The organism is Streptomyces sp. NBC_00523 (assembly GCF_036346615.1).
Taxonomy (GTDB): domain Bacteria; phylum Actinomycetota; class Actinomycetes; order Streptomycetales; family Streptomycetaceae; genus Streptomyces.
Window position 1 is genome coordinate 4,433,006 of the sequence record NZ_CP107836.1, and the last position, 22,453, is coordinate 4,455,458.

At 72.2% G+C, this 22,453-nt stretch carries 21 protein-coding genes; 11 read left to right on the plus strand and 10 right to left on the minus strand.

Annotated elements, in window-relative coordinates; translation table 11 throughout:
- The first annotated feature begins 83 nt into the window (after nucleotides 1–83).
- Complete coding sequence (gene truA / locus OHS17_RS20310) at nucleotides 84–938, plus strand: tRNA pseudouridine(38-40) synthase TruA (protein WP_161211387.1); 855 nt, start codon at nucleotides 84–86, stop codon at nucleotides 936–938.
- On the opposite strand, the gene OHS17_RS20315 is transcribed toward truA, so the two are convergent.
- The gene (locus OHS17_RS20315) at nucleotides 935–1,789 is read right to left on the minus strand and encodes a hypothetical protein (protein WP_330313312.1); all 855 of its coding nucleotides are present in this window, start codon (nucleotides 1,787–1,789) and stop codon (nucleotides 935–937) included. The two genes, truA and OHS17_RS20315, sit on opposite strands and share 4 nt — an antisense overlap.
- Nucleotides 1,790–1,847: 58 nt before the next feature.
- Between OHS17_RS20315 and OHS17_RS20320 the strand changes: the two genes are divergently transcribed.
- The 4 genes from OHS17_RS20320 to glmM all read left to right on the plus strand — a co-directional run bounded on the left by OHS17_RS20320 (nucleotide 1,848) and on the right by glmM (nucleotide 6,239).
- Nucleotides 1,848–3,476 (plus strand): ABC-F family ATP-binding cassette domain-containing protein, encoded by a 1,629-nt coding sequence (locus tag OHS17_RS20320; RefSeq protein WP_330315305.1) that lies wholly within the window; start codon nucleotides 1,848–1,850, stop codon nucleotides 3,474–3,476.
- Between the two features lie 227 nt (nucleotides 3,477–3,703).
- On the plus strand, nucleotides 3,704–4,147 hold the full coding sequence (gene rplM, locus OHS17_RS20325; protein ID WP_018101206.1) for a 50S ribosomal protein L13: 444 nt from the start codon (nucleotides 3,704–3,706) through the stop codon (nucleotides 4,145–4,147).
- A 45-nt stretch (nucleotides 4,148–4,192) separates the two neighbouring features.
- On the plus strand, nucleotides 4,193–4,717 hold the full coding sequence (gene rpsI, locus OHS17_RS20330; protein ID WP_018101205.1) for a 30S ribosomal protein S9: 525 nt from the start codon (nucleotides 4,193–4,195) through the stop codon (nucleotides 4,715–4,717).
- A 163-nt stretch (nucleotides 4,718–4,880) separates the two neighbouring features.
- Nucleotides 4,881–6,239: a phosphoglucosamine mutase gene (glmM, locus tag OHS17_RS20335; protein ID WP_330313313.1), complete on the plus strand. Its 1,359-nt coding sequence runs from the start codon at nucleotides 4,881–4,883 to the stop codon at nucleotides 6,237–6,239.
- Nucleotides 6,240–6,276: 37 nt separating this feature from the next.
- On the opposite strand, the gene OHS17_RS20340 is transcribed toward glmM, so the two are convergent.
- The 3 genes from OHS17_RS20340 to coaA form a co-directional block, all read right to left on the minus strand.
- On the minus strand, nucleotides 6,277–7,827 hold the full coding sequence (locus OHS17_RS20340; RefSeq protein WP_330313314.1) for a PH domain-containing protein: 1,551 nt from the start codon (nucleotides 7,825–7,827) through the stop codon (nucleotides 6,277–6,279).
- Nucleotides 7,828–7,915: 88 nt separating this feature from the next.
- Nucleotides 7,916–8,872 (minus strand): DUF389 domain-containing protein, encoded by a 957-nt coding sequence (locus tag OHS17_RS20345; RefSeq protein WP_330313315.1) that lies wholly within the window; start codon nucleotides 8,870–8,872, stop codon nucleotides 7,916–7,918.
- Nucleotides 8,873–8,891: 19 nt separating this feature from the next.
- The gene (gene coaA / locus OHS17_RS20350; protein ID WP_018101201.1) at nucleotides 8,892–9,884 is read right to left on the minus strand and encodes a type I pantothenate kinase; all 993 of its coding nucleotides are present in this window, start codon (nucleotides 9,882–9,884) and stop codon (nucleotides 8,892–8,894) included.
- Nucleotides 9,885–10,024: 140 nt separating this feature from the next.
- Between coaA and OHS17_RS20355 the strand changes: the two genes are divergently transcribed.
- Both OHS17_RS20355 and OHS17_RS20360 read left to right on the plus strand, forming a co-directional pair.
- Nucleotides 10,025–10,885 (plus strand): hypothetical protein, encoded by an 861-nt coding sequence (locus tag OHS17_RS20355; protein ID WP_330313316.1) that lies wholly within the window; start codon nucleotides 10,025–10,027, stop codon nucleotides 10,883–10,885.
- Nucleotides 10,886–11,061: 176 nt separating this feature from the next.
- Nucleotides 11,062–11,814, plus strand: coding sequence for a DUF6008 family protein (locus tag OHS17_RS20360; RefSeq protein WP_383167672.1), 753 nt, complete (start codon nucleotides 11,062–11,064; stop codon nucleotides 11,812–11,814).
- A 91-nt stretch (nucleotides 11,815–11,905) separates the two neighbouring features.
- Here the strand turns inward: OHS17_RS20360 and argG are convergent, their stop codons facing one another.
- Nucleotides 11,906–13,351 carry an argininosuccinate synthase gene (gene argG, locus OHS17_RS20365; protein ID WP_161211382.1) on the minus strand — a complete coding sequence of 482 codons (1,446 nt, stop codon included), beginning with the start codon at nucleotides 13,349–13,351 and terminating at the stop codon, nucleotides 11,906–11,908.
- A 135-nt stretch (nucleotides 13,352–13,486) separates the two neighbouring features.
- On the opposite strand from argG, the gene OHS17_RS20370 reads away from it, so the two are divergent.
- Nucleotides 13,487–13,945 (plus strand): DUF4396 domain-containing protein, encoded by a 459-nt coding sequence (locus OHS17_RS20370; protein ID WP_018101197.1) that lies wholly within the window; start codon nucleotides 13,487–13,489, stop codon nucleotides 13,943–13,945.
- Between the two features lie 13 nt (nucleotides 13,946–13,958).
- Here OHS17_RS20370 and OHS17_RS20375 read toward each other — a convergent pair whose 3' ends face one another.
- The 3 genes from OHS17_RS20375 to OHS17_RS20385 all read right to left on the minus strand — a co-directional run bounded on the left by OHS17_RS20375 (nucleotide 13,959) and on the right by OHS17_RS20385 (nucleotide 16,072).
- A complete protein-coding gene (locus OHS17_RS20375) occupies nucleotides 13,959–14,603 on the minus strand; it encodes a dihydrofolate reductase family protein (protein ID WP_330313318.1) in 645 nt (214 codons plus the stop codon).
- An 87-nt stretch (nucleotides 14,604–14,690) separates the two neighbouring features.
- A complete protein-coding gene (locus tag OHS17_RS20380; RefSeq protein ID WP_330313319.1) occupies nucleotides 14,691–15,623 on the minus strand; it encodes a zinc-binding dehydrogenase in 933 nt (310 codons plus the stop codon).
- Nucleotides 15,624–15,673: 50 nt separating this feature from the next.
- Nucleotides 15,674–16,072, minus strand: a complete 399-nt coding sequence (locus tag OHS17_RS20385; RefSeq protein WP_330313320.1) for a nuclear transport factor 2 family protein — start codon at nucleotides 16,070–16,072, stop codon at nucleotides 15,674–15,676.
- Between the two features lie 123 nt (nucleotides 16,073–16,195).
- Here OHS17_RS20385 and OHS17_RS20390 point away from each other — a divergent pair, with 123 nt between their 5' ends.
- Complete coding sequence (locus OHS17_RS20390) at nucleotides 16,196–17,122, plus strand: LysR family transcriptional regulator (RefSeq protein WP_330313321.1); 927 nt, start codon at nucleotides 16,196–16,198, stop codon at nucleotides 17,120–17,122.
- 18 nt (nucleotides 17,123–17,140) lie between these two features.
- Here the strand turns inward: OHS17_RS20390 and OHS17_RS20395 are convergent, their stop codons facing one another.
- Both OHS17_RS20395 and OHS17_RS20400 read right to left on the minus strand, forming a co-directional pair.
- Nucleotides 17,141–17,563, minus strand: coding sequence for a RidA family protein (locus OHS17_RS20395; protein ID WP_330313322.1), 423 nt, complete (start codon nucleotides 17,561–17,563; stop codon nucleotides 17,141–17,143).
- 327 nt (nucleotides 17,564–17,890) lie between these two features.
- Complete coding sequence (locus OHS17_RS20400; protein WP_330313323.1) at nucleotides 17,891–18,874, minus strand: Lrp/AsnC family transcriptional regulator; 984 nt, start codon at nucleotides 18,872–18,874, stop codon at nucleotides 17,891–17,893.
- 132 nt (nucleotides 18,875–19,006) lie between these two features.
- Here OHS17_RS20400 and OHS17_RS20405 point away from each other — a divergent pair, with 132 nt between their 5' ends.
- Both OHS17_RS20405 and glmS read left to right on the plus strand, forming a co-directional pair.
- On the plus strand, nucleotides 19,007–20,494 hold the full coding sequence (locus OHS17_RS20405; protein WP_330313324.1) for an MFS transporter: 1,488 nt from the start codon (nucleotides 19,007–19,009) through the stop codon (nucleotides 20,492–20,494).
- Between the two features lie 93 nt (nucleotides 20,495–20,587).
- Nucleotides 20,588–22,435: a glutamine--fructose-6-phosphate transaminase (isomerizing) gene (gene glmS, locus OHS17_RS20410; RefSeq protein ID WP_330313325.1), complete on the plus strand. Its 1,848-nt coding sequence runs from the start codon at nucleotides 20,588–20,590 to the stop codon at nucleotides 22,433–22,435.
- Nucleotides 22,436–22,453: the final 18 nt, after the last annotated feature.

Sequence of the window (22,453 nt, forward strand, 5' to 3'; positions counted from 1 at the left end):
CCGGAACCACTGAACGGGTCCGCATCACCCTCCGGGGCGGTGCGGGCCCGTTCGGCTGTGCGGGATCTTGAGAGGATGCGCTGGTGAGTGACGAGGTGGAGCCCGGTTCCGTACGGGTACGGCTGGACCTGGCCTATGACGGCAAGGACTTCTCGGGCTGGGCGAAGCAGACCGCGCGGCGGACGGTCCAGGGCGAGATCGAGGATGCGCTGCGGACCGTGACGCGCTCCTCGCGCACGTACGACCTGACGGTGGCGGGCCGCACCGACGCCGGGGTGCACGCCCGGGGCCAGGTCGCCCATGTCGACCTGCCGGAAGAGGTGTGGGCCGAGCACGCGGAGAAGCTGCTGCGGCGGCTCGCCGGGCGGATGGCCCCCGATGTGCGGGTCTGGCGGATCGCGGAGGCGGCGCCCGGGTTCAACGCCCGGTTCTCCGCCCTGTGGCGCCGGTACGCGTACCGCATCGCCGACCGCCCCGGCGGCGTCGACCCCCTCGTCCGGGGCCATGTGCTCTGGCACGACCGGCCGCTGGACGTGGCCGCGATGAACGCCGCCGCGGCGCGGATGACCGGGGAGCACGACTTCGCGGCGTACTGCAAGAAGCGCGAGGGCGCGACGACGATCCGGACGCTCCAGAAGCTGCACTGGGTGCGGGATCAGGCGACCGGGATCATCACCGGGACGGTGCAGGCGGACGCGTTCTGCCACAACATGGTGCGCGCGCTGGTCGGGGCGATGCTGTTCGTCGGCGACGGGCGGCGGCCCGACCCCTGGCCGGCCGAGGTGCTGGCCGCCGCCGTGCGCGACCCCGGGGTGCACGTGGTGCGTCCGCACGGGCTGACGCTGGAGGAGGTCGCGTACCCGGCGGACGAGCTGCTGGCGGCACGCGCGGTGGAGGCCCGCAACGTGCGGACGTTGCCGGGTGCCGGCTGCTGCTAGGTGGTCGTGATGTCGGCGGCGGCCGACGCCTGGACCTCGCCGCGGTGGCGGATGCGGCGGAACGTGTAGTCCGCCAGGTCGTCGCCGGTCGTGTACACGTCCTTGTCGGCCTTGGTGGCGTTGCGGCCGTCCGTGAAGCCGCCGACCGTGAAGTACGCGTACCGGCCGTACGAGTTCGCCGTACGGCGGCAGATCACGCCGTCGCGGCAGAAGACCGGGACGCCCGAGCCGCTGAGCGAGGCCAGGCCGCCGGTCGCCAGCTGCGCGGTGCGTTTCGCCTGGGCCTCCGTGTCGAAGACCGCGATGCCGACGGTGATCGCCACGCCGTCCCGGCTGTACGTGGCCCGGATGACCTGGTCGCAGCCGTTGGCGGTGAGGATCGCGCCCAGCGCGCCCTGGGTGGTCGCCGCGCACTGCTTGGTGCGGTGGGTCGCGCCCCTGGCGTACGTACGGCCTCCGGCGGTCAGCTTGCCGTCGGGGAAGAAGGCGTCGACGTCGACCGGCAGCCGGTCCTTCTTCACGTCGGCTATGTAGTCCCGGGGGTCCGGCGGGGGCGGGGGCGCCACCGACGAGAAGGACGGCTCGGGCGCGGGGAGCTCGGTCGGCAGGTCGTCCCCCGTGGGCAGCTCGCTCGCGTGCTTCCCGGCGGAGGTGCCTCTGCCGCCGCCGTTCGCGGAGATCACCGCCGTCGCGACGACCGCGGCGACGGCCGCCGTGGCGAGGGCGCCGCCGCCGATCAGCAGCCACTTCTTGCGCCGGGCCCGGGCCGCGGAGGCGTCGGCCAGCGCCTCCCAGTCGGGAGTGCCGCCGTTCCCGGGCCCTTCGCCGGGCCCCCCGTCCCCAAAGCTCATGCCGCGCATCCTAGACGGGACGTAATCCGGTTGGGTCAACCCCGCGGCGCCCGTGACAATGCTCTGCATGGGACATCTCGAAGCGGGCCACCTTGAGTACTACCTTCCGGACGGGCGGGTGCTGCTCGGCGATGCCTCGTTCCGGGTGGCCGACGGTGCCGTCGTCGCCCTCGTCGGGGCGAACGGCGCCGGGAAGACCACGCTGCTGCGGCTGCTCGCCGGGGAGCTCCAGCCGCACGGCGGCTCGGTGTCCGTGAGCGGCGGGCTCGGTGTGATGCGCCAGTTCGTCGGCTCGGTCCGCGACGAGCGCACCGTCCGCGACCTGCTGGTCTCCGTCGCGCAGCCCCGGATCCGGGAGGCCGCGCTGGCCGTCGACCGGGCCGAGGAACGCATCCTCACCGTGGACGACGAGGCCGCGCAGATGGCGTACGCGCAGGCGCTGAGCGACTGGGCGGAGGCGCGCGGCTACGAGGCCGAAACGGTCTGGGACATGTGCACCACGGCCGCCCTCGGCGTTCCGTACGAGAAGGCGCAGTGGCGCGAGGTGCGCACGCTGTCCGGCGGTGAGCAGAAGCGGCTGGTCCTGGAGGCCCTGCTGCGGGGCCCCGACGAGGTGCTGCTCCTGGACGAGCCGGACAACTATCTCGACGTGCCCGGCAAGCGGTGGCTGGAGGAGCGGCTGAAGGAGACCCGTAAGACGGTGCTCTTCGTCTCCCACGACCGGGAGCTGCTGTCCCGCGCCGCGCAGAAGATCGTCAGCGTGGAGCCCGGCCCGGCCGGCAGCGACGTCTGGGTGCACGGCGGCGGCTTCGACACGTACCACCAGGCCCGCAAGGAGCGGTTCGCCCGCTTCGAGGAGCTGCTGCGGCGCTGGGAGGAGGAGCACAAGCGGTTGAAGGCGCTCGTGCACCGGCTGCGCCAGCAGGCGGCGATCAGCCCGGACATGGCGAGCCGCTACCACGCGATGCAGACCCGGTTCCGGAAGTTCGAGGAGGCGGGCCCGCCGCCGGAGCCGCCGCGCGAGCAGGACATCCGGATGCGGCTGCGCGGCGGCCGGACCGGGGTGCGGGCGGTGACCTGCAAGGGCCTGGAGCTGACCGGCCTGATGAAACCGTTCGACCTGGAGGTCTTCTACGGGGAACGGGTCGCGGTCCTCGGCTCCAACGGGTCCGGCAAGTCGCACTTCCTGCGGCTCCTCGCGGGCGAGCCCGTCGCGCACACGGGGGAGTGGAAGCTCGGTGCGCGGGTGGTCCCCGGGCACTTCGCGCAGACCCACGCCCACCCGGAGCTGCTGGGCCGCACGCTGGTCGACATCCTGTGGACCGAGCACGCCAAGGACCGGGGCGGGGCGATGTCCGTACTGCGCCGCTACGAGCTGGAGCGGCAGGGGGACCAGCCGTTCGAGAAGCTGTCCGGCGGGCAGCAGGCCCGGTTCCAGATCCTGCTCCTGGAGCTGTCCGGCACGACCGCGCTGCTGCTGGACGAGCCGACGGACAACCTGGACCTGGAGTCGGCGGAGGCGCTGCAGGACGGTCTGGAGGCGTACGAGGGCACGGTGCTCGCGGTGACGCACGACCGGTGGTTCGCGAAGAGCTTCGACCGCTACCTGGTTTTCGGCTCGGACGGGGTGGTCCGGGAGACCTCGGAGCCGGTGTGGGACGAGCGACGGGTCGAGCGGGCGCGGTAGCGGGCGGGCGCGTTTTGACCCGTCCGGGGCGGGGCGGGTAGTCTCGACGTTTGTTATGCGTATGGGCTGCACCGGCATGGTGCGACAGCCCGTACGCAGGTTCTCTGGAGCAGTTACCAGTGGCTCGCATACGGGCGTCGTCCCGGCATTGTGGGCCCCAGCTGCATGATCGCTTCAGAGGTGTCGTGTGTCTGGACCCCATCCACTGAAGAAGCGAAGGCTACGAAGTGCGTACGTACAGCCCCAAGCCCGGCGATGTGACCCGCCAGTGGCACATCATTGACGCGCAGGACGTCGTCCTGGGCCGTCTCGCCACCACGGCTGCGAACCTCCTGCGAGGCAAGCACAAGGCGATCTACGCCCCCCACATGGACATGGGCGACTTCGTCATCATCATCAACGCCGACAAGGTTCACCTGTCCGGCAACAAGCGGACCCAGAAGATGGCGTACCGCCACTCCGGGTTCCCGGGCGGTCTGCGCTCCGTGCGCTACGACGACCTGCTCGCGAACAACCCCGAGAAGGCCGTCGAGAAGGCCATCAAGGGCATGATCCCCAAGAACTCCCTGGGCCGTCAGATGATCTCGAAGCTGAAGGTCTACGCGGGCGACCAGCACCCGCACGCTGCGCAGCAGCCGGTCCCGTACGAGATCACCCAGGTCGCGCAGTAGTTCCGGCCTCCCCCCAAAGACATAAAGAAAGATCTGAGGAGAATCGTGGCCGAGACCACTGTTGAGACCGTCGAGGGCACCGAGGGCGAGGAGACCTTCGCCGAGGTGACCACCTTCGAGTCCGAGGTCCCCGTCGAGGGTGAGTACACCTCCGAGTCGCTCGCCGGCCGCTTCGGCGACCCGCAGCCCGCCGCCGGCCTCGGCCGTCGCAAGAACGCCATCGCCCGCGTCCGGATCGTTCCGGGCACCGGCAAGTGGAAGATCAACGGTCGCACCCTCGAGAGCTACTTCCCGAACAAGGTGCACCAGCAGGAAGTCAACGAGCCCTTCAAGGTGCTCGAGCTCGACGGCCGTTACGACGTCATCGCCCGCATCGCGGGTGGCGGCGTCTCGGGTCAGGCCGGCGCCCTGCGCCTGGGCGTGGCCCGCGCGCTGAACGAGGCGGACGTGGACAACAACCGCGCGACCCTCAAGAAGGCCGGCTTCCTCTCCCGCGACGACCGTGCGGTCGAGCGCAAGAAGGCCGGTCTCAAGAAGGCCCGCAAGGCCCCGCAGTACAGCAAGCGCTAAACCGCCTGCTCACCCGCGTTACCGTTCGCCCCGGCGGCACCTCTCGTGCTGCCGGGGCGTTCGTTTATCGACATCCTCGGGCATATAACGACATAAGGCGTTCATAGGCTTGTTGGTTGCGTGATCTGACTTTTGCGTTTCGGAGCACTTTCGGAGGACACCAGTGGGACGACTCTTCGGCACGGACGGCGTGCGCGGTGTCGCCAATGCGGACCTGACGGCCGAGCTCGCGCTCGGCCTCTCGGTGGCCGCGGCACACGTACTGGCCGAGGCGGGCACCTTCGAGGGCCATCGGCCGACGGCCGTGGTGGGCCGCGACCCACGCGCCTCCGGAGAGTTCCTGGAGGCCGCCGTGGTGGCCGGCCTGGCGAGCGCGGGCGTCGACGTCCTGCGCGTCGGCGTGCTGCCGACCCCGGCCGTGGCCTACCTGACCGGCGCGCTCGGCGCCGACATCGGGGTCATGCTCTCCGCCAGCCACAACGCCATGCCGGACAACGGTGTCAAGTTCTTCGCCCGGGGCGGCCACAAGCTCGCCGACGAGCTGGAGGACCGCATCGAGACGGTCTACGAGCAGCACCGCACCGGTGAGCCGTGGACCCGCCCGACCGGCGCCGGCGTCGGCCGCGTCACGGACTACGTGGAGGGCTTCGACCGGTACGTCGCCCACCTCATCGGCGTCCTCCCGAACCGCCTCGACGGCCTGAAGGTCGTCCTGGACGAGGCGCACGGCGCCGCCGCCCGAGTCTCGCCCGAGGCGTTCGCCCGCGCCGGGGCCGAGGTCGTCACGATCGGCGCCGAGCCGGACGGGCTGAACATCAACGACGGCTGCGGCTCCACCCACCTGGAGCTGCTGCGCGCCGCCGTCGTCGACCACGGCGCGGACCTGGGCATCGCGCACGACGGCGACGCCGACCGCTGCCTGGCCGTGGACGCGGCGGGCGAGGAGGTCGACGGCGACCAGATCCTCGCCGTGCTGGCCCTCGCCATGCGCGAGGCCGGACAGCTGCGCCGGGACACCGTGGTCGGCACCGTGATGTCGAACCTCGGCTTCAAGCTGGCCATGGAGCGCGAGGGCATCCAGCTCGTCCAGACGGCCGTCGGCGACCGCTACGTGCTGGAGTCCATGAAGGCCGAGGGCTTCGCGCTGGGCGGCGAGCAGTCCGGCCACGTCATCGTCCTGGACCACGCCACGACCGGCGACGGCACCCTGACCGGCCTGATGCTCGCGGCCCGGGTCGCCGCGACGGGCCGCTCGCTCGCCGAGCTGGCCGGGGTCATGGAGCGCCTGCCGCAGGTCCTGGTCAACGTCCCGGACGTGGACAAGTCCCGCGTGCACACCTCGCAGGAGGTGGCCGCCGCCGTCGCGGAGGCCGAGCGCGAGCTGGGCCACACCGGCCGCGTGCTGCTGCGCCCCTCGGGCACGGAGCCGCTGGTACGGGTCATGGTCGAGGCGGCCGACATCGAGCAGGCCCGCTCGGTGGCGGGGCAGCTGGCGGACGTCGTGAAGTCGGCGTTGGGCTGACCGGCGCCCGAGTCTCCGGCGCGGCGACGACCCGGCTTCACGGCCGGGTCGTCGCCGTTTCCGGGTCCCGCCCGCCGTCGCGGCGCTCGCGCTCCAGCGCGTCGGTGATCCGGGCCAGGTCCGCGGGGGCGGCGGCCAGCCGGACCGGTGTGCCGCCGTCGTCCAGCTCGGCGACGTGCCAGCCCCGGGGGACGGTGTCGCCGTCGCCGCCCCGGGCCCGCCGCACGCCGGTCACGGTGAGCCGTTCCGCGGGGATGCGGCGGGCGGCGAAGCGGCCGGGGCCCGGGTGGGGCGTCACGGCCGGCGGGCCCTCGCCGACGACCACGTGGGTGCCGAAGTAGTTCGGGTTGTACGTGGTGGCCTCCAGGAAACGGGCGGCCAGGAAGTGGTCACGTCCGTCCGGGGCGGCGGCCCGGACCTCGCCCGGGGCACGGACGCGGGTGGCGCGCCAGGCGAGGACGAGCACGGCCGCGGTGACCGCCGTGCCCGCCGCCGCCCAGGCGACCCTCCCGGGCGAGCTCAGCGGGTCCGTGGAGTGCAGGTGGAGCAGGGGCAGCAGCCATACGGCCGTCACGCCGAGGGCGCCCGCGAACGGAAGGGCGGAGGGCAGCAGCTCGTCGTCCCGCAGCCCGCGCCCGCGCCCGCGGACCAGCAGCCGGGCCCCCGCGTAACCCGCGCCCAGCAGGCAGAGCGCGGAGAACACGGCGAGTTCCCCGGGGCTGATCAGGTGGTCGTGCCAGACCCGGTGCTCGCCGGTGACCGTCCTGGCCGAGCCGTGCCAGAAGACCAGCTCCACCTTCTCCCCAGCGCGGAACGCCGCGGCGTCGTCCTGGGAGACCGAGAGCCGGTCGATCGGACGGTCGTCGGTGAAGTACAGCCAGCTGCTGCCCCTGCCCCGGTTGACGTCGGTCCGCTCGATCACCCCGTCGAAGGTGGCCAGGCAGTCGCGGCGCTCGGCGGCCGGGGTGGCGTCGGTGCAGGCCACGGCCGCCCGCCACGCCCGCTGCTCCGACGCGGCGTCCGCGACGTACGACGCGGCCACGGCCGAGGCGGTGAGCAGCACGACGCCCACGATCCAGGTGACGACAGGGCGGCGCCCCGCCGACCGGGGCGTGATGACCGGGGCCTCGCCGTCCGTCGCGGGGCTCCCGTATCGGCGGTGCAGCGCGCGCAGCGCCGTCAGCTCCGCGTCGAACCTCGCGAGGTCCTCGCCGCTCGTCGGCAGCGGCAGCCGGAAGGACCGCCCGTTGTCCAGCAGCACGCTGACGCGGTGGATGTCGTGGTTCCCGCCGCTCTGTATGCAGCGGCGCAGATCCACGATCCGGGACCACGGCACCGAACGACGGCGCAGCAGGGTCCGGGAGCGCAGTCCGTACGCGCCCGCGGTGAGCCGGGCGGTAGCCAGATACAGGAAAATCGGCCCCATCAGCGCGATCACCGCGCACAGCCAGAACGCCACACTGAGGACGTCCGGCCGCTGCCATACGAGCAGCGCGGCCAGGCCCGCCGCGACCGCGCAGACCCCGCTGCCCCACCACGACACGTTCCGCGCGGGAACGCGGCAGATCACTTCCGCTGGTTCGGACATGGCCGCATCGTGTCAGCGCTCCGGCGTCCAGCGCTTGTGGGGGTTACGGAAGTCTCGGCGGCCCTCACCCTGCCGGTCCGGCACCGGCCTATGGTGCCGTCGGCTTGGTGTGGGCGCGCTGGAAGTGCCGGGTCCTGCGCCACAGGGCCTTCTGGGCGAGCAGGGTCAGCGTCCCCGCCGCGACGATCCCGCCGAGGTTGGCCAGCAGCTGCTGGACGGACCCGGTCATCTGGCCGTAGTCCCGGTAGCTGAAGGCCACCGCCGCGTTGGCGGCCGCCGGGACGGTCGTCACCGAGATCGCGACCCCGATGAGCGCGCCGGACTTCGCCGAGGTCAGCGAGAGCGTGCCCGCGATGCCGGCGAGGAACGCCACGACGAATGACATCCAGTCCGGCTGCCAGACGAACGCGGTGTTGGGCCGGTCCCCCTCGATCATCGCGCGGTCGAACAGCCCGAAGACGTCCATCAGCCAGGCGAAGCCCACCGTGAGCAGCATCGCCGCGGCGAACCCGCCGATCAGCGCGATCAGCGAGCGCCCCACCAGGCGCGGGGCGCGCTGCACGAGCGCCGTCGAGATCCCGGCGAGCGGCCCGAACTCGGGGCCCACCGCCATCGCGCCGACGATCAGGATCGCGTTGTCGAGCATCACCCCGCAGGCCGCGAGCATCGTCGCGACCGCGAGGAACGCGACATAGGTGGCGCTGAACGTCGAGTCGTCGTGCGTGGCCTCGACCAGCTCCTCCCAGAGCACCGCGTCCGACCCCTCGCCCGGCGCCTCCTCCTCCGCCCGGTCGGCGCGCGCGGAGAGCGTCAGGTCCATGTTCTCGACGGTGATCGCGCCGTACTCGTCGAGACCGAGCCGGCGCAGCGCCGCGATCAGCTCGTCGCCCGCCTCGCGCGCCACGTCGCACAGCACCATGTCGCCCACCGGGTCGCGCGAGACGCCCGGCAGCACGGCGAGGTGCGCGGTGCCGACGGTCCGCTCCAGCAGGTCCGTCACCTCGTCCGTGCGCTCGGCGGGGACGAGCAGGCGCAGATGGAGCACGGAGCGGCCCCTTCCGGAGTCAGAGTTTGCGCAGTGACAGCCGCTGGACCTTGTGGTCGGGCCCCTTGCGCAGCACCAGCGTGGCACGTCCGCGGGTCGGCGCCACGTTCTCCACGAGGTTCGGCCGGTTGATGGTCCGCCACATGGTGGCCGCGTACTCCATCGCCTCGGCCTCGGAGACCTGGGTGTACTTCCGGAAGTACGAGGACGGGTCCTGGAACGCCGTCTCGCGCAGCTTCCGGAAGCGGTTCAGGTACCAGGTCTCGATGTCCTCCGGCTTGGCGTCCACGTACACGCTGAAGTCGAAGTAGTCGGCGAGCCCGACCCTGGTGCGGCCGTCCTTGCCGGGCAGGGCGGGCTGGAGGACGTTCAGCCCCTCCACGATGAGGATGTCCGGGCGGCGCACGGTGAGCCGTTCGCCGGGCACGATGTCGTAGATCAGGTGCGAGTAGACGGGGGCGGTGACCTCGTCCTTGCCCGCCTTGATGTCGGCGACGAAACGGGTGAGGGCGCGCCGGTCGTACGACTCCGGGAACCCCTTGCGGGACATCAGGCCGCGCGCGTGGAGCTCCTTCATCGGCAGCAGGAACCCGTCGGTGGTGACCAGCTCGACGCGGGGGTGCTCCGGCCAGCGGGCCAGCAGCGCGCGGAGGATGCGCGCGGTGGTGGACTTGCCGACGGCGACACTGCCCGCGACGCCTATGACGAACGGGGTGCCGCGCTGCGCGCCCTGCCCGTTGCCCGCGTCGCCGAGGAAGGTGTTGAGCGCGCCGCGCAGCCCGGAGGTGGCCTGCACGTACAGGTTCAGCAACCGCGAGAGCGGCAGGTAGACGTCCCGCACCTCGTCGAGATCGATCACGTCGCCGAGCCCGCGCAGCCGCTCCACCTCCTCGGCGGTCAGCGGCAGCGGCGTCTTGTCGCGCAGCGCGCTCCACTCCGCCCGGGAGAGATCGACGTACGGCGTCGCCGCGTGCTCGGCGCGTCGGGGGCTCCGTGCGGGTGAAGTGATCACGTCTTCATTGTTGCGGGAGTTTTACGGGAGCGGGGGGTGGGCTCGGTCACGTGGGGGAGCGGGCACACCGGTGCGGGCCCGGTTCCGGGGCGCTGGTAGCCTGCCGCCTCGCCTTTCTCCTACGCGGCAATGAGGTGCGCATGAAATCAGGCAGAACCGGGGCCGTGGCCGCGCTCGCGGGGGCTCTGGCCCTCTCGGCGCTCACGGCACCGCAGGCGACGGCCGCCGGTACCGGGATCACGGTGTCGCGGGTCGTCGTCAATGGGGGGAAGCCCGTCGTGGTGGGCACCACGGAGGCGAAGGAGCCCTCGGTCACCTTCCGGATCACCCTGCCTCCGGGCTACAGCACGGCCGACCCCTCCGCGTACGACGCGGCACCGTTTCTCTACCACGGGACCACACCGGCCCGGGGCTTCGAGAACGGCGGGATCCATATGGGGCTCTACACCTGCTACGAGACGACCGCCCGGATCGCGGACTGCGAGGGGACGCTCTACATCGAGCCCCAGCACTACTACTACGGGCTGGACTCCCACAACGACGCGACCACCTGGAAGATCGGGACCGTGTCCCAGCTCTGGAAGGGCGCTCATCTCCTGGCCGAGGAGTACGGGAACGTGGCCGGCGGCGTGCAGCTCAAGCGTTACGCCAAGGCCACCGTCAACGCCGCCCCCGAGCCCGTGGCGAAGGGCAAGCCGATCACCGTGACCGGCACGCTGAAGCGGGCGGACTGGGTGAAGCACACGTACACCGGGGTCGCGGACGCGTCCGTCCAGTTGCAGTTCCGGCCCACGGGCACGTCCTCGTACGACACCGTGAAGACCGTGCGGTCCAGCTCCACGGGTGCGCTGAAGGCGACGGTCACCGCGACCCTCGACGGGGACTGGCGGTGGAGCTTCGGCGGCTGGTCCACCACGGGCGGCGCGGTCTCGTCCGGGGACTACGTGGACGTGAGCGGCGCGGGCGGGCTCGTCAGGGAGATGCACGCACGTCCCTGGTGACCTGGGGTGATGCGGGCCGGATGCGCTTCGGGGCGCCCGGCCCGTTTCTCGTCGGTGGCGGATTCAGCAATCCGGAAGAAGCGAAACGGGCGGTTCGGCAGCAGTCTCTTCGCACGGGTATGTGTTTCTCGAAGGGACCTCGTATGGACCACTCAGGAATGCCAGGAATGACGGGTATGCCCGGGATGGAGTCCACCGCCTCGACGGTGGACACCCTGGGCGCCGTCCTGTTCATCGGCTGGGCCGTGGCGATGTGGGGCGCCGTCGCCGTGCTCGCGGTCGGCAACCGGCGGCCGCTGCGGCCGGGGCTGTACAAGGTCGCCGTCGCGCTCATCGGTATCGGCGTCATCGGCCAGATCGGGCACTTTCAGGAGCACGTCGCCCAGGCCGCGTACTGGATCGGGCACCCCTACGACCCGGCGTGGATGACGCCGTGGGGCAACAGCTTCTCGCGCGGGTTCGGGCAGGTCGACCCGAGCAAGCCGTCGCTCGGGATGGAGATCCTGCACCTGATCGGGAACTTCATCTTCCTCGCCGGACTGGTCGGCATCGTGCAGATCACGCACCGGGTCGCCGGGCAGCTGAAGTCGCGCAAGTGGGCCCGGATGGGCGTCTGGATGCAGGGCATCCACGGCCTGGAGCACATCGTGCTGACCCTCTCCGTCGCGCTCGGAGCCAGCCGGGCCATCGGCCTGTCGACCTGGTTCGGCGCCATCGAGCCCGGCCCGGCGCTGGCCACGTACCGGATCTGGTGGCACTTCGTGGCCAACGCGGTCGGCACGGCCATCCTCGGGATCGCCGTGTACCACCTGTGGAAGGAGAAGCGGGCGGTCAGGGCGAGCTTCGGTCTCGCGGAGGACGCCTCGGACGCGGCCGCTCCGGCGGACGACGACCCCGCGCGCACCCTCGAACCGGCGGGGCGCCCCTGACCGTGGCGCCGCGCACTGCCCCCGTACGGAACAGAGCCGGCCGGGCACCCCGAGGGGTGTCCGGCCGGTCGTGCGTGCGGGGCGGGGCGGGTCAGTCCGTGCCGGACTCCATCGCCGCGCGGTCCAGCATCTCGTCCTGGTCCGAGACCTCGCCGCGCGAGGCGATGGCCTCGGCGCCGCCCTCGGGCAGCTGGCCGATCAGGCCGGTGGCGGCGGCCTGGGCCGCGCCGATGGCCGGGTTCGCGGTGCCGATCATGCCGAGGCCCGCGTACTGCTCCAGCTTGGCGCGGGAGTCAGCGATGTCCAGGTTCCGCATGGTGAGCTGGCCGATGCGGTCGACCGGGCCGAACGCGGAGTCCTCGGTGCGCTCCATGGACAGCTTGTCCGGGTGGTAGCTGAAGGCCGGGCCCGTGGTGTCGAGGATCGAGTAGTCCTCGCCGCGCCGCAGCCGCAGGGTGACCTCGCCGGTGACGGCCGTACCGACCCAGCGCTGGATCGACTCGCGGACCATCAGCGCCTGCGGGTCCAGCCAGCGGCCCTCGTACATCAGCCGGCCGAGGCGGCGGCCCTCGTTGTGGTACTGGGCGAGGGTGTCCTCGTTGTGGATGGCGTTGACCAGGCGCTCGTACGCGGCGTGCAGCAGGGCCATGCCGGGGGCCTCGTAGATGCCCCGGCTCTTGGCCTCGATGATCCGGTTCTCGATCTGGTCGGACATGCCCAGGCCGTGGCGGCCGCCGATGGCGTTCGCCTTCAGGACCAGGTCGACGGCGGTCTCGAACTTCTCGCCGTTGATCGTGACCGGGCGGCCCTGGTCGAAGCCGATCGTGACGTCCTCGGTCTCGATCTCGACCGACGGGTCCCAGAACCGCACGCCCATGATCGGCTCGACGGTCTCCACACCGGTGTTCAGGTGCTCCAGCGTCTTGGCCTCGTGGGTGGCGCCCCAGATGTTGGCGTCCGTGGAGTACGCCTTCTCGGTGCTGTCCCGGTAGGGCAGGCCGTGGGCGACCAGCCACTCCGACATCTCCTTGCGGCCGCCGAGCTCCGTCACGAACTCGGCGTCCAGCCAGGGCTTGTAGATGCGCAGGTGCGGGTTGGCCAGCAGGCCGTAGCGGTAGAACCGCTCGATGTCGTTGCCCTTGAACGTGGAGCCGTCGCCCCAGATCTGGACGTCGTCCTCCAGCATCGCCCGGACCAGGAGCGTGCCGGTGACCGCGCGGCCCAGCGGCGTCGTGTTGAAGTACGCCCGGCCGCCCGAACGGATGTGGAACGCCCCGCACGTCAGCGCGGCCAGCCCCTCCTCCACGAGTGCGGCGCGGCAGTCGACCAGGCGGGCGAGCTCGGCGCCGTACGTCTTGGCGCGGCCCGGGACCGAGGCGATGTCGGGCTCGTCGTACTGGCCGATGTCGGCGGTGTAGGTGCACGGAACGGCACCCTTGTCGCGCATCCACGCGACCGCGACCGAGGTGTCGAGGCCGCCCGAGAAGGCGATGCCGACGCGTTCGCCGGTGGGCAGGGAGGTGAGGACCTTGGACATAGGAAGATTATGCATCATCTCGCATGATCATGCAACGTCCGCATGCATTCCCTGAGGAAATACCCCTGGGGGGTATGGTGTTGTGATGGTGCGTACGGGAAACCCGTCTCGTACCGCCCGACGGAGGGAAGCGCGATGGAGCACGTCCACCACGGAGGTCACGCCACCTGGCGGATGGCGGCGCAGGCCACCCTGCACTGCCTCACCGGCTGCGCGATCGGCGAGATCCTCGGCATGGTGATCGGCACGGCGGCCGGCCTGCACAACGGCGCGACCGTGGCCCTGTCCATCGCCCTGGCCTTCGTCTTCGGTTACGCGCTGACCATGCGCGGGGTCCTGAAGGCGGACGTGCCCCTGCGGCAGGCGCTGAAGGTGGCGCTGGCCGCCGACACGCTGTCCATCGCGGTCATGGAGCTCATCGACAACACCGTCATGGTCACCATCCCCGGCGCCATGGACGCGGGCCTGTCCGACGTCCTCTTCTGGGGCGCGCTCGCCGGCTCGCTGGCCCTCGCCTTCGTCATCACCACACCGGTGAATCGCTGGATGATCGGACGCGGCAAGGGCCACGCCGTGGTGCACGCCTACCACTGAGGGCGGACGGGGCTCACTTCCGCCAGAACAGGTGGTGCGTCACCCCGCTCGGGCTCGGGACGACGTCCAGGTGGAAGCGGTCGCGCAGGTCGTCCGGGGAGTCCCAGAGGCGCATGCCCGTCCCGAACTTCACCGGGGACACCGCCACGTGCAGGGTGTCGACCAGGTCGGCGTCCAGGAACTCCCGGATGGTGGAGACCCCGCCGCCGAGCCGGACGTCCTTGCCCTCCGCGGCCTCCCGGGCCTGGGCGAGGACGTCGGCGGGCTCGCCGTCCACGAAGTGGAACGTGGTGTCGGAGAGCGTGAAGGAGGGCCGCTTGTGGTGCGTCAGGACGAACACCGGGGTGTGGAACGGCGGCTCGTCGCCCCACCAGCCCTGCCACTCGTGGTTCTCCCACGGACCGCGCTGCGGGCTGAACTTGTTGCGGCCCATGATCTCGGCGCCGATGTTGAGCGAGAAGTCCCGCGTCATGTAGTCGTCCAGGCCCCGGCTGCCGCCCGGGTCCCTCCGGCCGGGCCAGCTCGCCGTAGCCCCGGCCCAGGCGAACAACTGCCCCGGATCGACATGGCCGAAGGGCCGCTCCAGGGTCTGGTTCTCCCCGCAGGCGACGCCGTCGGCGGAGACGGTGAAGTTCTGGACCTTCAGCAGTTGAGCCATGGATGCTCTTCTCCCTGTAATGGGTGACAACGCAAGGGGTGACTCCTCGGGCGGCCCGGACTCACCGCCGTACACCGCCGCGATTTCTCATCCCACCGTAAGCACCGCGTTCCCCCGGACCCGGCGCGCCCGGATGTCGGCGATGGCGTCCCCGGTGCGCGACCAGTCGCGGACCGGGCCTATCTCCGGGTGCAGCCGCCCGCCCGCCACCAGCCTTACCAGGGTGGCGAGTTCGGCCGCGTACGTGGTGTCGGCGCGGGTGTAGTCGAAGTGGGCGATACGGGCCTGGGCCGGGCCGCCGAAGAAGTCGAAGAAGTTCAGCGTGACCGGGGTGCGGCTCGCCTGGCCGAACCAGACCAGCAGGCCGCCCGGGGCCAGCCGGGCCAGCGCGGCCGGCAGCGAGTCCCCGCCCACCGACTCCAGGACCACGTCGAACGGGCCCTCCGCTTCCTCCGGCGACGTCACCACCGCCTCGGCGCCCAGCTCCAGCAGCCGCGCCCCGCGCTCCCGGGTCGCGCTCACCGCCGTCACCGCCGCCCCCGAGGAGGCCGCCAGCTCCGTGACGTAGTGGCCGACGCCCCCGCTCGCCCCGGTCAGCAGGACCCGCCGCCCCGCCACCGGGCCGGCCGCGCGCAGCAGGCGCAGCGCGGTGATCCCGGCCAGCGGGAGGGCCGCCGCCGTCACCGCGTCGACGCTGTCCGGGAGCGGGGCGAGGCTGTGCACCGGGACGGCGACGCGCTCGGCCCAGCCGTACGCGGGCGGGTGGGCGACGACCCGGGTGCCGGCGGCCGGTCCGGTGCCGTCGGCCGCCGCCCGGACGACCGTGCCCGCGACGTCCTTGCCGGGCCGCCAGCCGGGCCACCGGCGGTTCAGCTGCCCGTCGAGCTGGAAGGTCTCGCCCCGGTTGACCGAGTACGCCTCGACCGCGACGAGGGCCTCGTCGGCGGCGGGGGCGGGCTCGGGGGCCTCGCCGATGTGGACTGTGCCGCCCTCTTCGGCGGCGGGGAGTTGTGCGCGCATGTCGGGCTCCTCGGTTCCTCAGCTGCTCAGCTGCTCAGCTGCTCAGCTGCTCAGGCGAAGACGACGTCGTGGGCGTGCAGGGTGTCGAAGTGCTCCCGGACGGCGGCGATCCGGCCGTCGCGCACGGTGAACACGGCCAGGCAGTGCTGGTCGTAGCGGGCGCCCTTGCGGGTCAGCGCGCGCGTCTTCCATTCCGCGAGCACCCGCTCGCCCTCCGCGATCACGCCCAGGAACTCCATCTCCACGGTCTCCGGCACCAGCCGGGCGGTCATCGTCGCCACGAACGCGTCGAAGATCTCGTCGGGCCCGGTCCAGGTGCCCGAAACGGGCAGGTCACCGGCGAGCGTCCAGGTGACGTCGGCGTCGAAGAACGCCCTCAGCCGGTCCATGTCGCCCGCGGCGAGGGTCTTCATGTAGTCGAGGACGACGTCCTTGGGGGTGCTGTGCATGATCGTGAGTCCCTTCCTCCGTGTTGCTCCCGACGCTACGGAGACCGGGGCCGCGCAGGGAAAGACCTGTTCCCGATCGCTTCAGAACCGCACGGCATCGCCGCAGCTCATATGCTGTTCCGTATGTCGGATCTACGGCGCCTGCGCTACTTCCTGGCCGTGGCGGAGGAACGCAACTTCACCCGCGCCGCCGAGCGCCTGCACATCGCGCAGCCCGCGCTCAGCCGCCAGATACGGGAGCTGGAACGGGAGTTGGGCGTACGGCTCCTGGACCGCACCACGCACTCCGTCGAACCCACGGAGGCCGGGCGGCTGTTGACGGAGCGCGGCACGGCCCTCTGCGAGGAGGCGGATCGCCTCTGGCGCGATGTACGCGGCTTCGCCGGGGGCGAGAGCGGCACGCTGGTGCTCGGCTACAGCATGAGCACGAGTTACGAGACGGCCCCCGCGATCCTCGCCGCCCTGGCGGACCGGCTGCCCGGCATCACCGCCGACACCCGGCTGCTGCCCACCGCCGCGATCCTGTCCGGCGTCGCCGACGGCACCCTCGACGCGGGGCTGGTCCGCTGCCCGCCGCCGACGCCCGAGCTGGTGCGGACGCTCGTACGGCTGGAACCGCAGGGCGTCCTGATGTCCACCGCCCACCGCCTCGCGGCGCGCCCCGCCGTGGACCCGGCCGAGCTGTCCCCGGAAACGCTCCTGATCCACCCGCGCGAGGCCAACCCGGGCCACTACGACGCGATCACGGCGCTCCTGGCCGAGGCGGGCGCCGATCCCGGACTCCTCCTCCGCCCCCTGACGTTCGACGCCGGCCACACCCCGGTCGCCCGGGGCGAGGCGGTCTCGATCGTCGGCGACTCCGCCGCCCCGAGCCTGCCCGCCGGTCTGGTCTGGCGCCCCCTGACCGGAGGAGCCGCCATCGAACTCCACCTCCTCACCCGGGGCCGTACGGCCCGCCCGGTCACCGCCCAACTCCTGCGCGTGGCGGGGGAGGTGGCGCGGGCCGGGGGGTGGCTGCGGTCGCCGGGGGCGGCGGGGACGGCGGGGTGAGAGGAGCGGCCCGTCGGATCACCGGGGAAGGACGGCAAGCGCCTCCACCTCGATGAGCAGCTCCGGCCGGTAGAGCGCGGCCACCTGCACGGCCGTGCTGGCAGGCGGCCGCCGCACGTCGACATGGACGTCCCGGGCTGCCCGGATGGCGGGCAGAAACGCCACATCGGTGACGAAGTAGCTGAGCTTGGCGACGTCGGCGAACGTCGCCCCGCTCGCGGCGAGGCAGTGTGCGAGGTTCTCGAAGACTTGCCGGGCCTGGGCCGCGGGGTCGCCCTCCCCGACCACGTCCCCCTTCTCGTCGAGTGCGACCTGCCCCGAGATCACGACGAGCCTGCCCTCACCGACGACCACATGGCTGTAACCCTGGGCGGGGGCGATTCCGTCGGGCGGTATGTGGGTCAGCGTGGACTCGCCGGACCCGTCGTGTGCGTCGCGCACGGGAACCTCACTCCTTTGGTGGCTGAGGTGCCCAACGATATGTGCGCCCAGGCGAGTTCGGTTCCCGTTGGACGGTCGCCGAGGACGTCGGCGCCACGCCGCGATGATGTCCCCAGGGCCCCACTGCGCGGCCAGGCCCTCGGTCGCCGTGTCCGTCGGAGGGACCCGGCCGACCGCGACGAGGGGGGCGTCCTGGGCGCCGGGGACCTGCTGTGTGAAGGCCACTGGATCCTCCATGAAGTCGGATCGGCTCAAAGTATGAGTCATGCCGACTTTGCCCTCGCTCAGTCGGACCCGGCGGGTTCAGATCCACAACTGAGCCAGGCCCTACCCCCGGAACGGCCGGTACGTCAGTTGCTTCACCCGGCGCAGCAGCGGCATCGACTCCACGTGCTCGACGCCGTCCAGGCCGCCCAGGCGGTCGCTGAGGTAGCGGTACAGGTGGCCGGAGTCGCGGGTGATCACGACGGCCATCAGGTTCGACGGGCCCGTGGTGGCCGCCGCGTACGCCACCTCGGGGTCGGCGCCGAGCGCCTCGCCCACCGCGTGGAGGGCGCGGGGGGCGGCGGTGACGTAGAGCATGCTCGGGTTGCGGTAGCCGAGGTACCCGGCGTCGAACTCCACGTCCACGTACAGGGCCCCCGAGGCCACCAGCCGGGACAGCCTCCGCCGGACCGCCGATTCGGAGAGGCCGGTCGCCCGCTGGAGTTCCGGGTACGTGGCCCGGCCGTCCCGTTCCAGCGTGGTGACCAGGGGCTCGTTGTCGGCGGTGATGACGGCCGGGCCGGGCGGGGCCGTGGAGGGCGCCGGGGTCAGGGCGGCGGCCTCCTCCGGGGCCAGCGCCCCGCTCTTGTGCAGCCAGCCGGCCGGGCCGCCGTAGAAGCGGTGCAGCAGCTGGTGCGCGCGGATGTCCACGATGTGCGGGGTACGCGGCAGCTTGCCGATGAGCAGGTCGTCCGCGTCGTCCCGGCTGCGGACGTTGACCGTGCACGTCACCTCCGTACCGCCCGACGTCAGCCCGATCCACGACGTGTCGGGGCGCTTGGCCAGGGCCTCCGCGATGGCCGTCGCGCCCTCCGGCGCGCACCGCACCCGCAGCAGCCAGTGCTCGAACGGCTCGTCGGACGCGGCGCACCGGACCCCGACGACCCGCAGCCCGCCCTCCGCCCGCAGCGCGCGGAAGCGGCGCGCGACCGTCTGGTCGGAGACGCCGAGGACGGCCGCGATCCGGCTGAAGGGCGCGCGGGCGTCCAGCTCCAGCGCGTGCAGGATGCGCAGGTCCAGGACGTCGCCCCGGGTGGGTGATTCCACTGCCGAAGCCCCCTTCCATGTCGGATTCCGGCGCCGGGGCGTCACTGGCTGGGGATTCCGGCCGCCCGCATCCGATCGTACGGGGGTGGCCGCCGGTCACACGGAACCCGTACGGGAGAAGGAACCAAGGACATGCGTAAGTGGGGGCCGCTCACCGCGGTCTGTCTGGGGACGTTCATGCTGCTGCTGGACGTCACGATCGTCATCGTGGCACTGCCCGACATGGCGAAGGCGCTCGACGCCTCGCTCTCCGATCTGCAATGGGTCATCGACGGCTACGCCCTCGCGCTGGCGGCGCTGCTCCTCGGCATAGGCGCGGCGGCCGACCGGCTCGGCCGGCGCCGGGTCCACGTCATCGGCGTCGTGCTCTTCGCCGCCGCCTCGCTGGCCTGCGGGCTGGCCTCGTCACCGGGCCTGCTGGTGGCGGCGCGCGCCGTTCAGGGCGTGGGGGCCGCCGCGATGTTCGCGACGACGCTGCCGCTGCTCGCCGCGGTCTACCAGGGCAAGGACCGGTCCGTGGCGCTCGGGCTCTGGGGCGCGGTGGCCGGGGGTGCCGCCGCGATCGGGCCCGTGGTCGGCGGGCTGCTCGCCGAGGGGCCCGGCTGGCGGTGGATCTTCTACGTCAACCTCCCGGTGAGCGTCGCCGCCATCTGGCTGACCGGCAGGACCGTGCCCGAGTCGCACGGGGCGCGGGACCGGCGCACCGACTGGGCGGGGACCGCCGCCTTCGCGGTGTTCGCCGGGGCGGCCACGTACGCCGTCGTCCGGGCGGGCAGCGTCGGCTGGGCCTCCGGGCAGACGCTCGCCACGTTCGGGATCGCCGCGCTCGCCCTGGTCTGCTTCGTCGTCGTGGAGCTGCGCGTCGCGCACCCGCTGCTCGACCTCTCGCTGTTCCGCACCTCCGCGTTCACCGGGGTGATGGCCGGGGCGCTCGCCTTCAACATGGCGGCCTTCGGCGTGCTGCCGTACACCTCCATCTGGTTGCAGACGGTTCTCGGACTCAGCCCGGTCCAGGGCGGCCTGGCGGTCCTGCCACTCGCCGCGACCTCCTTCGTGGTCGCCGCCGCCGGCGGCCGGCTGCTGCACGGGGTGCAGCCGCGCTTCACCATCGGCATCGGTCTCGCCCTCATCGGTGCCGGCACCCTCGCCCAGGCGGTCCTGGGCGCGGGCTCCTCCTGGCCCGCCCTGATCCCGGGCCTGGCGCTCGCGGGCATCGGTACGGGACTGGTGTCGCCGGCCATCGCGGGCGCGGCGCTCGCGGCGGTCCCGCCGGAGCGGGCCGGGATGGCGGGCGGCGCGGTCAACACCTTCCGCCAGCTCGGTTACGCCTTCGGGGTCGCCGTGCTCGGGACGGTGCTGACCTCCCGGATGGCGGAGAGCCTGGGTGACGGGACGTCCCACGCACTGGCGGGCGGCGGCGCGGCGGGGCTGCGGGCCGCCGGGATGCCGGAGCACGCGCTGCGGACGGCGTTCGCCTCGGGGCTGAACACGGCCGCGGTGGTGGCCGGTGCGGTGGGCGTCGTCGCGGGCGTCGCGGTGCTGCTGCTGGTCAAGGGGGAGCGGCCGGGGGCCGCGAAGGGGGTCGAGGTACCCGCGCCGGAGGCTGTACGGGCCGGGTGAGGGCGCGGCGGCGCGTGGTGCTCAATCGGCTGGTGGACCCGGTTTTCTGCGATTATGCGAAGAACAGGGGCTGGTGACCAGGAAGGGACCACTATGTGCGGAATCGTGGGTTACGTCGGCGGGCAGTCGGCGCAGGACGTCGTCGTCGCGGGCCTCAAGCGGCTGGAGTACCGGGGCTACGACTCCGCCGGCATCGCCGTCCTCGCCGACGGCGGGCTCGCCGCCGCCAAGAAGGCCGGGAAGCTGGTCAACCTGGAGAAGGCGCTGAGCGAGCAGCCGCTCCCGGCCGGCACCGCCGGGATCGGGCACACCCGCTGGGCCACCCACGGCGGACCCACCGACGCCAACGCCCACCCGCACCTCGACAACGCCGGCCGCGTCGCCGTCGTCCACAACGGGATCATCGAGAACTTCGCCGCCCTGCGCGCCGAGCTCGGTGAGCGCGGCCACGACCTGCTCTCCGAGACCGACACGGAGACCGTCGCCCACCTCCTCGCCGAGGCGTACAGCCAGAGCGGGGAGCCGGCGGAGGCCATGCGCCAGGTGTGCCGCCGCCTGGAAGGGGCGTTCACTCTGGTCGCGGTCTTCGCGGACGCGCCCGACGTCGTCGTCGGCGCCCGGCGCAACTCCCCGCTCGTCGTGGGGCTCGGGGAGGACGAGTCCTTCCTCGCCTCCGACGTCGCCGCGTTCATCGAGCACACCCGGTCCGCGATCGAGCTCGGCCAGGACCAGGTGGTGGAGCTGCGCCGGGACGGCGTCCTCGTCACCGGCTTCGACGGCCGGCCCGCCGAGGTCCGCGAGTACCACGTGGACTGGGACGCCTCGGCCGCCGAGAAGGGCGGGTACGCGTCCTTCATGCTCAAGGAGATCGCCGAGCAGCCGAAGGCCGTCACCGACACCCTCCTCGGCCGCATCGACCCGGAGGGCACCCTCCACCTCGACGAGGTCCGCATCACGCGCGGCGAGCTGCGCGAGGTCGACAAGGTGGTGATCGTCGCCTGCGGCACCGCGTACCACGCCGGGATGATCGCCAAGTACGCCATCGAGCACTGGACCCGCATCCCCTGCGAGACCGAGCTCGCCAGCGAGTTCCGCTACCGCGACCCGATCCTCGACCCGCACACCCTGGTCGTCGCCATCTCCCAGTCCGGGGAGACCATGGACACCCTGATGGCCCTGCGGCACGCCCGCGAGCAGGGTGCGAAGGTGCTCGCCATCTGCAACACCAACGGCTCGACCATCCCGCGCGAGTCCGACGCGGTCCTCTACACGCACGCCGGGCCCGAGGTCGCCGTCGCCTCCACCAAGGCGTTCCTCACCCAGCTCGTCGCCTGCTACCTCGTCGCCCTCTACCTGGGCCAGGTGCGCGGCACCAAGTGGGGCGACGAGATCCGCACCGTCATCCGGCAGCTCTCCGAGATCAGCGGCTCCGTCGAACGAGTGCTGGAGACCATGGAGCCGGTCCGCGAGCTGGCCCGTTCGCTCGCCTCCCACGACACCGTGCTCTTCCTCGGCCGCCATGTCGGCTTCCCGGTCGCCCTGGAGGGCGCGCTGAAGCTCAAGGAACTCGCGTACATGCACGCCGAGGGCTTCGCCGCCGGTGAGCTGAAGCACGGGCCGATCGCGCTCATCGAGGACGGCCTGCCCGTCGTCGTCGTGGTCCCGTCCCCGGCCGGGCGGTCCGTGCTGCACGGCAAGATCGTCTCGAACATCCAGGAGATCCGGGCCCGGGGCGCCCGCACCGTCGTCATCGCCGAGGAGGGCGACGACGAGGTCGTCCCGTACGCCGACCACCTCATCCGCATCCCCGCAACGCCTACGCTGCTTCAGCCGCTGGTCGCCACCGTGCCGTTGCAGGTCTTCGCCTGCGAACTCGCGACGGCCCGCGGCAACGAGGTGGACCAGCCGCGCAACCTGGCGAAGTCCGTCACCGTGGAGTGAGCCGAGCAGTGAGGGTGG

Bases quoted from the DNA above. Each gene is read 5' to 3' on its own strand.
- OHS17_RS20315 (WP_330313312.1), bottom strand. From the start codon at position 1,789: ATGAGCTTTGGGGACGGGGGGCCCGGCGAAGGGCCCGGGAACGGCGGC.
- OHS17_RS20320 (WP_330315305.1), top strand. From the start codon at position 1,848: ATGCTCTGCATGGGACATCTCGAAGCGGGCCACCTTGAGTACTACCTT.
- OHS17_RS20340 (WP_330313314.1), bottom strand. From the start codon at position 7,827: ATGTCCGAACCAGCGGAAGTGATCTGCCGCGTTCCCGCGCGGAACGTG.
- OHS17_RS20355 (WP_330313316.1), top strand. From the start codon at position 10,025: ATGAAATCAGGCAGAACCGGGGCCGTGGCCGCGCTCGCGGGGGCTCTG.
- OHS17_RS20360 (WP_383167672.1), top strand. From the start codon at position 11,062: ATGCCCGGGATGGAGTCCACCGCCTCGACGGTGGACACCCTGGGCGCC.
- argG (WP_161211382.1), bottom strand. From the start codon at position 13,351: ATGTCCAAGGTCCTCACCTCCCTGCCCACCGGCGAACGCGTCGGCATC.
- OHS17_RS20370 (WP_018101197.1), top strand. From the start codon at position 13,487: ATGGAGCACGTCCACCACGGAGGTCACGCCACCTGGCGGATGGCGGCG.
- OHS17_RS20375 (WP_330313318.1), bottom strand. From the start codon at position 14,603: ATGGCTCAACTGCTGAAGGTCCAGAACTTCACCGTCTCCGCCGACGGC.
- OHS17_RS20380 (WP_330313319.1), bottom strand. From the start codon at position 15,623: ATGCGCGCACAACTCCCCGCCGCCGAAGAGGGCGGCACAGTCCACATC.
- OHS17_RS20385 (WP_330313320.1), bottom strand. From the start codon at position 16,072: ATGCACAGCACCCCCAAGGACGTCGTCCTCGACTACATGAAGACCCTC.
- OHS17_RS20390 (WP_330313321.1), top strand. From the start codon at position 16,196: ATGTCGGATCTACGGCGCCTGCGCTACTTCCTGGCCGTGGCGGAGGAA.
- OHS17_RS20405 (WP_330313324.1), top strand. From the start codon at position 19,007: ATGCGTAAGTGGGGGCCGCTCACCGCGGTCTGTCTGGGGACGTTCATG.
- glmS (WP_330313325.1), top strand. From the start codon at position 20,588: ATGTGCGGAATCGTGGGTTACGTCGGCGGGCAGTCGGCGCAGGACGTC.